The sequence below is a fragment of the Shewanella polaris genome (genome assembly GCF_006385555.1).
Taxonomy (GTDB): Bacteria; Pseudomonadota; Gammaproteobacteria; order Enterobacterales; family Shewanellaceae; genus Shewanella; species Shewanella polaris.
In genome coordinates this window covers 4,103,102-4,116,491 of record NZ_CP041036.1, presented here as the reverse complement: position 1 = coordinate 4,116,491, position 13,390 = coordinate 4,103,102, and the positions used below count along the sequence as shown (strand labels likewise).

Genomic DNA, 13,390 nt, shown 5'->3' with positions numbered 1-13,390 from the left:
TATTCTCATGTCATTATGGGGTTTAGCTCGAGTAGTTATTGCCCTTGGGATAATGGCGATAACTACTAGTATGACATTGCCGTTAATTGGCCAGAATAGACTTTAGATAGCCAGAGCCAAGTTGGCGCATTTGCTTTTCACCCCAAGCCACTCTTTGGCGCAGGTATGGGGTTAAATTGTTAGGGTTTCGGTTGCGTGGACTCGGCAATAATACCGCTAACCGCGCAGCTTCGTTGTTGGATAAATAACGGGCCGATTTATTAAAATAATGTTGGCTAGCCGCCTCTACACCATAAATACCTTTACCAAATTCAGCGACGTTTAAATACACCTCTAAGATACGTTTTTTACCCCAAATAGCTTCGAGGCTCACGGCCAACACGGCTTCTAATCCTTTGCGAACAAAGCTTCTCCCCGGCCAAAGTAACAGGTTTTTCGCGGTTTGTTGGGTGATGGTACTGGCGCCACGAAGGCCCTCGCCATCGTCGTATTGGTTAAGAGCTTTACTGATGGAGTTAACATCGACCCCGAAGTGTTCGGGAAACAACTGATCTTCTGCGGCAACCACGGCTAATGGCATGTGTGCTGGCAGTTCATCAATGCTTATCCAGTGCTGACTCACCGGATAATCACTTTGCAGCATAAATGACGTCGTTGGTGGTGGCACAAATCTCAGCAGCAGTATCAATAGCGCCAGTAATAGCAAGAAACGCCACATGACAAACCATGCCCAACCGAAAAATCCTCGTTTACGATTTGTCATTCACTGCCTCGTGTTTAGTTTGCTTTTGGGGTTTTGTTGGCAAGAGTATAGGATATTGGGCGTTAAGGCCAAAGGCTAATCAATGGATGAACAAAGTCTCAGTTGATATAGCCTTTTTTGTGGATTCTTTATGAAGAATTAGTGTTCAGACAACACGGCCTGAATATCTGCCATGCTGGTTTGCCATTGATGATAGTCAAGCGTGATGGGGTACGCACGATTATCAACCACTAATACTAATGATGGAAATCCTTGGATTGGCAGTTGACGGGTAAAGGCTATTTCTTGTTGTAACTGTTGATCAATATCTTCACTGAGTAGTTGCTGTTTAAACATTGCTGCATTCATATCCAAGGATTCAGCTAATGTACACAATACCTCAATATCAGATGGGTTTTGTGCCTGTAGGTAATAGGCCTGTTGAATGGCACTGATCATTGCACGTTCTTGACCAAATTGGCGAGCAATAATACTGGCTCGGCAAGCTGGGTAAGTCGAACGTTTTGGCTGACAACGTTGCCAAAAGTCATGGTTAAATTCAGTTCCCAGTTGTTGTGTAATATTTTTCCAGGTTTGTTGTAACATTTGCTGCATCGGTTCTGGCATAGGTTCAGTAGAATCAGGAGCTAAACCACCGACCAAATACTGTAGGCTCAATTGCTGGCCAAACTGTTGTTGTAGCTGAACTTGTAAGGCATTCCAAGTGGGGCCATATCCCCAGCACCAACTGCACATTGGATCATGAACATAATACAGTGTCGGATTAAGCATAGTTGTTTGAGTTGATTCAATTGTCATATAAATTCGCTATTTCATTCATATTCAGTCCGTAGACTATGCCATATAAACAACAAGTTATCATTCTTGACTAACATCAAATCATTAGCATAATAATATGGAGCAATAACATGACAGGGAATACTAGGGCTTTACTGAGCGTGGCGTCGGTAATAACGTGCCTAATATGTTTATCAGCCTGTAATAGTAACGATAGCGATAATACAACGTCGGTAGATATTGATAAAAGTATTAGTGCTCAAGTTGGGCCTAGACCATTGTTTTTAATTGATCAAATGCAAGATAGTGAGTTAAAAAATCAATTAGCTCAATGTGCTTCAAATTCATTCTATCGTACTGACTTTTCAATTGGCCATCGTGGTGCGTCAATGCAATTTCCTGAACATACCAAAGAAGCTTATCAAGCTGCTATCGATTCGGGCGCAGGTATTGTGGAATGTGACGTGACGTTTACCGCAGATAAAGAGTTAGTTTGCCGTCACTCGCAGTGTGATTTAGCGACTACCACTAATATTTTAGCTATTCCTGAACTTGCCAATAAATGTTCAGTGCCTTTTTCACCAGCGGATGCCGCCAATGGCGTTAGCGCGACAGCAACCTGTTGTACGAGTGATATCAGCTTAGCTGAATTTAAAACCTTAAAAGGTAAAATGGATGGCTTTAATCCCAATGCCACCACAGTAGAAGAGTTTATGGATGGCACGCCAAATTGGCGCACCGATTTGTATGCAGGTAATGGCACCTTAATGACTCATGCTGAAAGTATTGCCTTGTTTAAAGCTGCTGGAGTAAAGATGACCCCAGAGCTTAAGTCGGCCAGTGTCAGCATGCCATATGATGGATTGACCCAACAAGATTATGCGCAAAAAATGTTAGATGAATATGCTGCGGCAGGTGTGGATGCATCGCAGGTATTTCCGCAATCGTTTAATTTAGACGACGTAAAATATTGGATCGCCAATGCGCCAGAATTTGCAGAGCAGGCGGTATACCTTGATGATCGTTATGATCTGAGTGGTTTTGATCCGCAAAATAGTACAACCTGGTCACCAAGCATGGATACTTTAGCCGCTGATGGAGTAAAGATTATCGCGCCACCGTTATGGATGCTGGTGACCTTAGATGCTAACAAGGCCATCGTGCCTTCTGAATATGCTAAAGCGGCCAGTGCTGCAGGGTTAAAAATTATTGCGTGGTCATTAGAGCGTTCGGGTCCACTTAGCGAAGGCGGTGGCGGTTGGTATTATCAAAGTATTGCAGATGCCATAGACAATGAGGGTGATACTTTTGAACTGCTAGATGTACTGGCAAAAGATGTTGGGGTAATGGGTGTGTTTTCTGACTGGCCAGCTACAGTGACTTATTACGCTAACTGCATGGATATGTAACGGCCAACAGTATTCTTGTCTATTATCTGACAAGGAACCAGTCAAATACTTAAAGAAGGTGCCGACATTGTTGGCACCTTTTTTATGCTAATCACTATACTCAAGAATGAGGCGTATTTATTGTTCACTCAATCAAGTTATAAATTAAGTTTATGAGGGTGTTGGTGATGATAAAAGCTAAGGATGCTTTTGAGGGAATTAGCGAAGTTACTGAAATAGTTTGGAAAAAGATATTTTAACGCTGTTATTAGCCTTTAGTCTATATAGATTGCCTAGGATGTCAGTGGTAGTGTAACAACACAATAAAATTCATAATCATATAAAAAATAAGGATATTGTAAATGAAATTAACCAAACGATTTTGCATGATCGGCGCAGCAGCTGTGTTATCTATCAGTACCGCAGTGATGGCAGCACCGACCTTTATTAATATTCTCACTGGTGGCACTAGTGGCGTTTACTATCCTATTGGTGTGGCTTTATCTCAACTTTACAGCAATGGCATTGAGGGCTCTAAAACCTCTGTGCAAGCAACCAAAGCATCTGTCGAAAACCTTAACTTATTACAAGCTGGTCGCGGTGAGTTAGCGCTTGCGTTAGGTGATTCTGTATCGGCTGCATGGAAAGGTGACACAGAGGCTGGTTTTAAAAAGCCGTTAGACAAATTACGTGTTATTGCGGCAACTTATTCTAACTATATCCAAATTGTCGCCAATAAAGATGCTGGTATTAACAGCCTTGCAGATTTAAAAGGCAAACGTATTTCTGTCGGGGCGCCTAAGTCAGGTACTGAACTCAACGCACGTGCCATTTTTGCAGCCGCAGGGTTGAGTTACGACGATATGGGTAACGTGGAATTTCTACCTTATGCCGAATCTGTTGAGCTGATTAAAAATCGCCAACTGGATGCAACTTTACAATCATCTGGTTTAGGTATGGCAGCCATTCGTGATTTAGCCGCAACAATGGATATCAACTTTGTGGCTATCCCTGCAGATGTTGTGGCTAAAATTAATAATCCTGCTTATCAAGTTGGGGTGATTACGGCTAATACCTACGAAGGCCAAACAGAAGATATCAGTACGGTAGCAATTCAGAATTTGCTTGTAAGTCACAGTGGTGTATCGGACGAGATTGCGTATCAAATGACTAAGTTGATGTTTGAGAACCTAGACCGTTTAGGTACTGCACACTCGGCTGCGAAGGCTATCAGTTTAGCCACGGCGGCCAAAGATCTGCCTATTCCATTACACCCTGGTGCAGAACGTTATTATAAAGAAGTGAATGCGCTATAGAATATGAGTCCTTTGATTGGCGCTTGTTTGGTAACCCAGCAAGCGCTTTTTGTATTGGTTGTATTTTTTATTCTTTAACTTAGGATAATAAATAGCGTTGCTCAATTAAGGCCATTATTAATCGTTTACTTATTTTTTCCCAAAGTTGAGATTATTTAGTGATATAAGTGTAGAGGCATTTCATGAACGATCAAACCAATAACCTGACAAACGAGCATGAGCAAGGCCTTAGCGCCGACACTCGTAATTGGCCAAAAGCCTTGTTTGCTGTAGCACTTATTTTTTCTATTTTTCAAATTACCACAGCGGCATTTCATCCTGTTTCGACCCAAGTATTACGCGCCGTGCACGTGGGTTTTTTATTATTAGTGGTGTTTATTAGTTATCCAGGCATCGGCAAGAGTCAGCCATGGCAACCATTGGCGTGGGTGCTCGGTTTAGCGGGGATGACAACCGCTGTATATCAATGGGTATTTGAAGCAGACTTAATTCAACGTTCTGGTGACTTAACTCAAAATGACATGATAATAGGTGTCGTATTGGTCGTGTTATTGTTTGAAGCAGCAAGACGGGTGATGGGGATTGCACTGCCGATCATTTGCGGTTTGTTTTTGGCTTATGGGTTGTTTGGTGAGTATTTGCCTGGTGAATTGATGCACCGAGGCTATGGTTTTGACCAAATTATTAACCAGTTGGCCTTTGGTACAGAAGGCTTATATGGTACACCAACCTATGTATCTGCGACCTATATTTTCTTGTTTATTCTGTTTGGTGCCTTTTTAGAGCAGGCTGGAATGATCCGCTTATTTACCGACTTTGCTATGGGCTTATTTGGCCATAAAGTAGGAGGGCCTGCAAAAGTGTCGGTGGTGTCATCGGCACTCATGGGTACCATTACGGGTTCGGGGGTGGCCAATGTGGTGACAACTGGCCAGTTTACGATTCCATTAATGAAGCGTTTTGGTTATCGCTCTGCTTTTGCGGGTGGAGTAGAAGCCACATCCAGTATGGGCAGCCAAATTATGCCGCCGATTATGGGTGCCGTAGCCTTTATTATGGCTGAAACCATTAACGTTCAATTTATTGAAATTGCTAAAGCGGCGATGATCCCCGCAGTATTGTATTTTTGTTCGGTGTTCTGGATGGTGCATTTAGAAGCTAAACGCGCCAATTTATCTGGCTTACCCAAAGATCAATGTCCTGATCCGTGGGCGGCAATTAAGTTGCGTTGGTACTTACTCATTCCGCTATTTATTTTGATTGGTTTGTTATTTTCCGGTCGTACACCGCTGTTTTCTGGCATGGTTGGTTTAGCACTCACTGCGATTGTGATTTTAGGTTCAGCGATTATCCTTAATCTATCATCAGCCGCAATGCGGTTTGCTTTTTGGATAGCGCTAGGGGTGTTATGTGCTGGCTTTTTCCAGTTAGGCATTGGGGTAATGTTTGGCGTTATCGCTATGCTGGTGGTGATTTGTTGGTTTGTTAAAGGTGGTAAAGAAACCCTAACCTTATGTTTGCACGCGTTAGTTGAAGGTGCTCGTCACGCTGTGCCTGTTGGTATTGCGTGTGCATTGGTTGGGGTGATTATTGGGATTGTGTCACTTACGGGTATAGCATCTACGTTTGCAGGTTATATTTTAGCCGTCGGGCAAGATAATTTATTTTTGTCTTTATTGCTGACGATGGTGACGTGTTTGGTATTAGGCATGGGGATCCCAACCATCCCTAATTATATTATTACCAGCTCCATTGCCGCCCCAGCATTATTAGATTTAGGTGTGCCGTTGATCGTGTCGCACATGTTTGTGTTTTATTTTGGCATTATGGCTGACCTTACACCACCGGTTGCATTAGCGTGTTTTGCGGCGGCACCTATTGCGAAAGAAAAGGGTTTAAAAATAAGTTTATGGGCTATTCGAATTGCTATAGCAGGGTTTATTATTCCGTTTATGGCGGTATATGATCCGGCATTAATGCTTCAAGGTGGCGGCATACTGGATACCATTTTTGTGGTACTTAAAGCGGCGGTTGCGATTGGCATTTGGGGTGTGATATTTACAGGGTATTTATTACAAAACCTTTATTGGTGGGAGCGTGTTTTAGGTTTTATTGCTGGTGGTTGTTTGATTATGGCGACACCGTTAAGTGATGAGTTAGGCTTTGGTTTGGTCGTGGCATTTATTTTACAACATTTATGGCGTGCTCGTAAGTTACAACGTTTAGCACAGGATAAATAATGTTAGGTTTATGCCTAGGGCTAGCAGGTTCAATATGGGCTCAAGTGCCTGCAGAGCAAATGACATTGTCGTGGACTCATACTATTGAAAAAATTCGTTGGGCGGAAGATTATCGCTTAATTAATGAGGGGTTTATTTTAGAGCAAGCAAGGGTTAAAGGCAGTGGTGCCGGGATGGAAATTCCTGCCGATGCGGTGTTAAAAGACGGCAGCTGGCATTACAAACCGCATTTACCCGTGTTGCCAATACTAAAGTTAGGTCGCACCCCAGAAGCAGGCGATTATCAGTTATGTGTGTCATCGACTCAGACCGAGCAACAGTGTCATCCAATGAGTTATTGGATTGGCGAGCCAACGGCAAAGCAACCATCAATAGAGCTATGGGGTTGTGATATACCTGAATAATGAACGGTAATGAGACAGATTAATGATTGGCATTAGAGCATAAAAAAGCTGAATCAATTGATTCAGCTTTTTCTTTTTTTCAAGACGTTCACAACGATTTACTTTGCAAACACATCTTGTAGTGCTGGCACCACTTGTTTTTTACGGCTTAGTACGCCGTCTAGCCAAACACGACCGTTGACGGTAGGTTTACCATAAGCACGCTCAGTCAAGTCTGGTAAATCAGAAACCACTAACATTTCTGAACCTTCTTTCATGATGTCGGTTAGCAGTAATAATACGCTGTGGCGATGACCTTCGACTTTTAATTTAGCAATATCTGCTTCTAAGTCAGCTTTGATATCGTCAAATACAGACAAATCGATAACTTCTAATTGGCCAATACCGACTAAGTTTCCGTTCATGTTGAAGTCTTTAAAGTCACGCATTACTAGGTCACGCGCAGGCGTGCCTTCAACTGCTGATTTTACTTTAAACATCTCCATACCAAGTGCTTTAAAGTCTTCAATACCAGCAATTTTAGCTAAGGCTTCAACACAGCGAATGTCAGCTGTGGTGCAGGTGGGTGATTTGAAAATAACGGTATCACTTAAAATGGCACACATCATGATACCAGCGATGTTCGCAGGGATTTTTACTTGGTAAAAATCGTACATCATTTTGATGACTGTGTTACTGCAACCTACTGGACGGATCCAACATTCTAGCGGAGTAGAAGTGGTTAAATCGCCTAGTTTATGGTGGTCAACAATGCCCACGATAGTTGCTTGAGCGATATCATCTGGCGCTTGAGTAATTTCTGAATGGTCAACAATATAGACTTCTTCACCCGCGTAACTGGTTTTGTATTCTGGCGCTTCAAAACCAAATTTCTCTAAAATAAATGCGGTTTCTGGTGATAATTCGCCTAAACGGGCCGCTATTGCTGGCTCACCGATTTGGTTTTTTAAATATGCTAATGCTATAGCACCACAAATTGAATCTGAATCAGGGATCTTGTGACCCACTACATACATTGCCATTGAAAGACTCTCCTATAAAGTTGCCCTGATTTTAACAAGGATTGATCTTCATCGCATTAAAAAATACCACTTCAAAGGTTCAACTTACCATATGAGTGTTATCAATGATGATATGTGTCTGTAATTGACAAAAAAAGCCCCGAGCGGAGAGTCTCGGGGCTTTTTCTATTTTACACAGGGTAAGTGTATATTTGTCTTTAGCTTGGGGGCTACAACGCTATTGAATTATCTATTCAGTAGTCTATTGAGTCCATCTTAAACGCTCTATCTTAAGTGCTAATAGCTCTGTATAGGTGTTTATTGTGCTTGAATACCGTGCTCGAATTAACTTTAGTAGGTTTCATTCAAATAGCGATTTTATTGCTCATGAATATTGTTAATGACTTATTGCTAGTGGTTTAGCCTTAGTACTGAATATTTGTCATTGATTAAAATGGCATCGCTATACCCGTACTTTTATCACCACTTTACGAACTTGCTGAGTTTTAGCACTAGTGCCCGGCATATGGATGTCACCAGGAAAAAATAAAGCAAACATGCCCGCTTTTAGAGGAATAAACGCCGCATCATGCCGGTTAGATTCATAGTCGTATTCTGCATAGTCATGCTTGTCAAAATAGGGCTTAGAAGGCGTTTGATTAGCTAAGGGCAGATAGCCAAACTCTTCTTCGCCACTCACCACATATTGCACATCAATATATTGTTGATGCACTTCGAATGGCTCTATTTCTTTAGGTTTAGTCTCATAATCATTAACGATAACGAAAATATCTTTACCTTCAAGTGAGTAACTTCCGACTTCAAGCTGGCTAAAGTCTGTGCTCGCGAGATGGGCTAGAGCTTTGGCTAGTCTCGGGCTCAGTTGAGTGTATAAGTGACGATTTGCAAGAGTATCAACAATCATAAAAATTCCGTAAGATAAAAATCATAAAAGCATGCTAGCGTATTAACCCTAAAGCATACCGTTTTACCAAGATAACAGCATTACAAATATAATAAGGATTGTACATTGCCTGCATTACGTTTACTTGCTGGACCAACAGCTTACGAACAACTCGAAGCGAATGGCTTAGACCAATCATTATTTACGCAAATTTTTGCGGCCTCTGGTGGCCCTAAGTGGCTGGCCATCGCAGGCTTAGATAAGTATTTATTCAGTGAATTTTTTCAGGGACGCGAAGACCCACTCTATACCATGGGTGCATCATCGGGTGCGTGGCGTTTGGCCTGTATGGCGCAACAAGATCCACTCGCGGCTTATGCAAGGTTAGAGCATTTTTATATTCATCAGCGCTACGATAAAAAGCCTTCCCGAGAGCAGGTTAGTGCCCAAGTATTGCAAATTGTGGATGGTATTTTAGGTGAGCAACAAGGTGCGGATATTATTGCTAACCCATTAATTCGTCATCATATGGTGGCTTGTCGTGCTCGCCATTTAAATCGCATTCATGCCAAGTTTGCTTTAATGATGGGCTTGTCGATGGCGGCGATAAGCAATGTGGTAAACCGTAAAAGTTTAGGCTGGCATTTTGAGCGGGTGATATTAAGTCATAAAGACGATGCGTCACCTTTTAGGCGATTGAAAGATTTACCCACTAAACAGGTTAAGTTGACCCAAGACAATATCCGCCATGGTTTATTGGCTAGCGGATCGATCCCGTTATTGCTCGACCCAGTTAATGATCTGCAAGGATCGCCCAAAGGTCAATATTACGATGGGGGAATAACCGATTATCATTTTGATATGCCATTACCTGCAGCAACTGGGCTAAGTTTATATCCGCACTTTTATCCTTATATGAGCCCTGGCTGGTTCGATAAATCCTTGTTGTGGCGTAAAGCGAAAGCCAATTACCACAATGGATTAATTTTAGCGCCGAGTAAGCAATTTATTGCCAGCTTACCCTTTGGTAAAATTCCTGATCGTGAAGACTTTAAGCATTTAGATACCGAAAGCCGGATTGCTTATTGGCAGCAAAGTGTACAACAAAGCCAAGTATTAGCCGACGAATTTGCCAATATTGTCGCTTCTGGCACGATAATGGACCGTATTGAACGTTTATAAATTAGCGTAGTAATTGTATGTTTTTTGCTCTTTTTTGAAATGTAGTCGTATAAAATAAGGTCTATTAAATAGAACCTAGTGTAAACAGGCCCTAGTGTAAACAGTATCTAGTGTAAGCAGTGGTGATGTCGGCAATCTGTGTTATTTACATTTTCTCAAGTTGTTGAATTATTAACCACTGCTACACTTGTTTTATTGATTTGACTTTAGCTCAGTAACTTCACCTTTGGTGTCGGAGGCTGTTATGCGAACAAAAGAAGTGGCATTATTTATTCAAGATGCAGTGCTATTACCGGGTGGACGACTTGAAATTAGTGTCGTGACTCCCAGTGATTTGTGCGTGGTTGCCGATGTGCTAAAAGGTTACTATGAGTTAGCATTTGCCCCTTTAAAAGTGAATAGTGATTTACCTTGTTATATTGCGGCGACTCAATGCAATATCATTGATTTTAATCAGTTAGATAACGGTTGTTTAAGTATTATTATCGAAGGGTCACAACGCCTTAAAATCTTATCGGCGGCAAAAAAACGTAATGGTTGCTGGATAGCTCGCGCACTACCTTGTCCTAATTGGACCCAAGAACCCATAGTGGGTGAGTTTGAAATAATTAGCGCCGCACTGGAGCAATTTTATCAAGTGAATCCTAATTTACTGGAGTTATATTCACAAACTCATTTAGAAGATGCTGCGTGGGTCAGCCAACGTTGGTTAGAGGTTTTACCTATGTATAATCGTGATAAGCTGATTCTAGTTGAACAACCTAACTGTCATAAAACCATGGATTTTGTGTTGCACTTACTTAAATCCTATGTGGATGTGTAGGTTTTTTTATAAAGAATGCTACCTACCGATACACGCTAATGCAGATACATTTATAGGCTAGCCTGATAACATAGTGCTATTGTTTTTTGCATCTCATTTCCTTAATAGCCCTTTTATGCCGAATTTATCAAATCCGCACGATCAATCATTGTCTTCAACTACCGCTATTGCAGCGCAACCATCGTATGTCGTGTTGCCGCGCGTGAGTGAGTTAGCGGGTAAGCAATACCACACGGTACTTGAATTTTTGATAGAGCATTTTAAGCAAATTGATGCCAGTGTTTGGTTGCAACGGATTGAAGCTGGCAAGGTGCATTGGCAAAATGGTGAGTTAATTACTGCAGACAGCATCTATCAAGCCACTGCGCGGGTATATTATTATCGTGAAGTGCTGGCCGAAACGAAAGTACCGTTTGCTGAGCAAGTGTTATATCAAGACAATGACACCATTGTTGTTTATAAACCGCATTTTTTACCTGTAACCCCTGGTGGTAATTATGTTAATGAATGCTTAGTGCATCGATTACGTATCGCAACTCAAATTGATACCGTTGCACCAGCCCATCGGCTCGACAAAGATACTGCTGGGGTAATGTTAATGACATTAAACCCGCAAACTAGGCATGCCTATCATCAGCTTTTTTTAGATGACAAGATCACCAAGGATTATCAGGCTATTGCTACATTAACGCCGCAGTTGTTGGCTCAATTAGCGGATAACACAGTGATACTGCCAGTGCATTGGACGGTTAAAAATCGGATTGTTGCAGCAAATCCCAGCTTTACTATGCAGGTAGTTGAAGGTGAGGCCAATAGCCATTCAGAAATCAGTTTAGTGGCGGTAAAAGACGGCTTTGGTTTGTTTGAGTTAAGCCCGATTACGGGTAAAACTCATCAATTAAGAGTGCATATGCAAAGTTTAGGTATGCCGATTTTACATGACCGATTTTATCCAGTTTTACAGCCTAAAGGGCCGGATAATTTTGATAAGCCATTACAGCTATTGGCTAAACGATTACGTTTTACCGACCCTATTAGTGGTATTTCGCAAGATTTTCAATGCCAGGGGTTAAATTTTTAGTTTGTTATTTATCCCGAATTCAGAACATTTAGTTAATAAAAAACCGCCATCGTAAAAGTTGATGGCGGTTTTTTTGTTTTACGCTAGTCGTTTACACTAGTTGCTTATAGCATTGTTATTTAGCTTTAGTGTGTTTAACACCTTTGCGATTTTTCATTGGATCACCGTCATAACCTAGGGCTTTCCAGTCTAAACGCTCACCTTTATTGTGGCAGTCATTACACTGTAACGCCTTGTCTTTTGGTGACACCATGTGGTTGATACGCCACCACATCTCAGTTTCAACAAAACCATGCTTACCACTGTATTTGAGTCCTTTTTCTACCATGGTTGGGTTAGCTTCCATTCCCAATTTGGCTGCTAAGTCCCAATCAAATTCAGTCCAGTAACCACCTTCACCATAAACTTTAGGTGTTAGTAAGATATTGAGTTCGGTGTCATAGATTTGCTTACCTGTATGCACTTTAAAAGGATAAATCTTAGCTTTAGGGTCGCGAATATCTCCGAGTGGGAAGGCAAGTTTAAGCACTTTAGTCGGGTCCATTTTGTCGCCAGGCATGTAAGCATCGGCGCGGCCATTAAACCAAGTGTATTGTGGTATAACGTCTTTTTCCCAAATAAAGCTACCTTTCTTTTTATTGAAAGTGTGCTTGCCGTATTTATCTGTCGTGTCAGGTAGATCTTGTCCGGCTTGTGACCAATCCCAACGCATTTTTGTTGGTTCAACTTTAGAAAATGTTGGTATGTGACAAGTTTGGCACGCTACTGTTTGTGAGTGTGTATTGAGCGTTTTATTTTTGTGAGGTGCTGCGTCATGGCAGTTTTCACAACCAATATTGTTTTCTCCTCCAGGTGATACGCCCATCGCATTACCAGTAATCTGGTGATTTTCGGTGACATGACACGTTTGGCACTGGAAGTCATTACCGTCTGCGTCCATATGGACATCGGTAGCTTTGTCTGGATAAGACATTGATGAGTCTAAGTCGCCATGTTTAACTGCATCACCACCGCCACCATAAAAGTGGCAAGTACCACAGTTATCACGTACGGGAGTACCCACATTCTGTGCTACGTTGGCTAAGTTGACTGTGGCAAATACTTCGCCCGCAGCAACAGGATCTTTAATGTAAGTTCCTGTTGTGTCGTGGCAGACTAAGCAATCCACTTTGGTCATGTCTTTAAAATCAAATGTAGAATCTTTCCAGCCATAACCTGCATGGCAACTAGTACAACGTGGTTCGTTACCCGCTATTGCAACACAAAAGTTATTGATACTGTTCTTTTTACCGCGCATAACTGTGCGGCCAGGTAATTTTTGCTCTAATTCCCAAGTCCAGTGTGAAGATTTCATAAACTCTTCGGCATGTTCCTTGTGGCATGTTAAGCATTGTGTCGTCACTTCAGGGCCATTAGCAAAAGGCCCTGGCAACGCCTCTTTGTGGTTAAAGGCAGCCTGTGCGCTACTGCTTAATATCAATAATACAGCCAGTGCTGATGATATTTTCATG

12 protein-coding genes are annotated in these 13,390 nt (G+C 41.8%); 7 read left to right on the top strand and 5 right to left on the bottom strand.

Going from position 1 to position 13,390, the window contains the following annotated elements:
• Nucleotides 1-82: 82 nt before the first annotated feature.
• Nucleotides 83-763: a monofunctional biosynthetic peptidoglycan transglycosylase gene (gene mtgA, locus FH971_RS17965; RefSeq protein WP_140235202.1), complete on the bottom strand. Its 681-nt coding sequence runs from the start codon at nt 761-763 to the stop codon at nt 83-85.
• Between the two features lie 138 nt (nt 764-901).
• Complete coding sequence (locus tag FH971_RS17960) at nt 902-1,534, bottom strand: DsbA family protein (protein ID WP_140235643.1); 633 nt, start codon at nt 1,532-1,534, stop codon at nt 902-904.
• 137 nt (nt 1,535-1,671) lie between these two features.
• On the opposite strand from FH971_RS17960, the gene FH971_RS17955 reads away from it, so the two are divergent.
• The 4 genes from FH971_RS17955 (at nt 1,672) to FH971_RS17940 (ending at nt 6,888) form a co-directional block, all read left to right on the top strand.
• Nucleotides 1,672-2,949 carry a glycerophosphodiester phosphodiesterase family protein gene (locus FH971_RS17955; protein WP_140235201.1) on the top strand — a complete coding sequence of 426 codons (1,278 nt, stop codon included), beginning with the start codon at nt 1,672-1,674 and terminating at the stop codon, nt 2,947-2,949.
• Nucleotides 2,950-3,290: 341 nt separating this feature from the next.
• Nucleotides 3,291-4,244, top strand: coding sequence for a TAXI family TRAP transporter solute-binding subunit (locus FH971_RS17950; protein ID WP_137225077.1), 954 nt, complete (start codon nt 3,291-3,293; stop codon nt 4,242-4,244).
• Between the two features lie 182 nt (nt 4,245-4,426).
• A complete protein-coding gene (locus FH971_RS17945; RefSeq protein ID WP_140235200.1) occupies nt 4,427-6,484 on the top strand; it encodes a TRAP transporter permease in 2,058 nt (685 codons plus the stop codon).
• Complete coding sequence (locus tag FH971_RS17940) at nt 6,484-6,888, top strand: DUF1850 domain-containing protein (protein ID WP_140235199.1); 405 nt, start codon at nt 6,484-6,486, stop codon at nt 6,886-6,888. Before FH971_RS17945 ends, FH971_RS17940 begins: the two co-directional genes overlap by 1 nt.
• A gap of 98 nt (nt 6,889-6,986) precedes the next feature.
• Here FH971_RS17940 and FH971_RS17935 read toward each other — a convergent pair whose 3' ends face one another.
• The gene (locus tag FH971_RS17935) at nt 6,987-7,910 is read right to left on the bottom strand and encodes a manganese-dependent inorganic pyrophosphatase (RefSeq protein ID WP_140235198.1); all 924 of its coding nucleotides are present in this window, start codon (nt 7,908-7,910) and stop codon (nt 6,987-6,989) included.
• 442 nt (nt 7,911-8,352) lie between these two features.
• Nucleotides 8,353-8,814 (bottom strand): NanQ anomerase/TabA/YiaL family protein, encoded by a 462-nt coding sequence (locus tag FH971_RS17930; RefSeq protein ID WP_140235197.1) that lies wholly within the window; start codon nt 8,812-8,814, stop codon nt 8,353-8,355.
• Between the two features lie 105 nt (nt 8,815-8,919).
• Here FH971_RS17930 and FH971_RS17925 point away from each other — a divergent pair, with 105 nt between their 5' ends.
• The 3 genes from FH971_RS17925 (at nt 8,920) to FH971_RS17915 (ending at nt 11,879) form a co-directional block, all read left to right on the top strand.
• Nucleotides 8,920-9,975, top strand: a complete 1,056-nt coding sequence (locus tag FH971_RS17925; protein ID WP_140235196.1) for an alpha/beta hydrolase — start codon at nt 8,920-8,922, stop codon at nt 9,973-9,975.
• Between the two features lie 244 nt (nt 9,976-10,219).
• Entirely contained in the window at nt 10,220-10,798 is a 579-nt protein-coding gene (locus FH971_RS17920) for an LON peptidase substrate-binding domain-containing protein (RefSeq protein ID WP_137225089.1), read from the top strand.
• Nucleotides 10,799-10,913: 115 nt separating this feature from the next.
• Nucleotides 10,914-11,879: a pseudouridine synthase gene (locus FH971_RS17915; RefSeq protein ID WP_140235195.1), complete on the top strand. Its 966-nt coding sequence runs from the start codon at nt 10,914-10,916 to the stop codon at nt 11,877-11,879.
• A 115-nt stretch (nt 11,880-11,994) separates the two neighbouring features.
• Here FH971_RS17915 and FH971_RS17910 read toward each other — a convergent pair whose 3' ends face one another.
• Nucleotides 11,995-13,389, bottom strand: coding sequence for a tetrathionate reductase family octaheme c-type cytochrome (locus FH971_RS17910; protein WP_137225100.1), 1,395 nt, complete (start codon nt 13,387-13,389; stop codon nt 11,995-11,997).
• Nucleotide 13,390 lies beyond the last annotated feature (1 nt).

Bases quoted from the DNA above. Each gene is read 5' to 3' on its own strand.
- mtgA (WP_140235202.1), bottom strand. From the start codon at position 763: ATGACAAATCGTAAACGAGGATTTTTCGGTTGGGCATGGTTTGTCATG.
- FH971_RS17945 (WP_140235200.1), top strand. From the start codon at position 4,427: ATGAACGATCAAACCAATAACCTGACAAACGAGCATGAGCAAGGCCTT.
- FH971_RS17940 (WP_140235199.1), top strand. From the start codon at position 6,484: ATGTTAGGTTTATGCCTAGGGCTAGCAGGTTCAATATGGGCTCAAGTG.
- FH971_RS17950 (WP_137225077.1), top strand. From the start codon at position 3,291: ATGAAATTAACCAAACGATTTTGCATGATCGGCGCAGCAGCTGTGTTA.
- FH971_RS17915 (WP_140235195.1), top strand. From the start codon at position 10,914: ATGCCGAATTTATCAAATCCGCACGATCAATCATTGTCTTCAACTACC.
- FH971_RS17935 (WP_140235198.1), bottom strand. From the start codon at position 7,910: ATGGCAATGTATGTAGTGGGTCACAAGATCCCTGATTCAGATTCAATT.
- FH971_RS17920 (WP_137225089.1), top strand. From the start codon at position 10,220: ATGCGAACAAAAGAAGTGGCATTATTTATTCAAGATGCAGTGCTATTA.
- FH971_RS17960 (WP_140235643.1), bottom strand. From the start codon at position 1,534: ATGCTTAATCCGACACTGTATTATGTTCATGATCCAATGTGCAGTTGG.
- FH971_RS17910 (WP_137225100.1), bottom strand. From the start codon at position 13,389: ATGAAAATATCATCAGCACTGGCTGTATTATTGATATTAAGCAGTAGC.
- FH971_RS17930 (WP_140235197.1), bottom strand. From the start codon at position 8,814: ATGATTGTTGATACTCTTGCAAATCGTCACTTATACACTCAACTGAGC.
- FH971_RS17955 (WP_140235201.1), top strand. From the start codon at position 1,672: ATGACAGGGAATACTAGGGCTTTACTGAGCGTGGCGTCGGTAATAACG.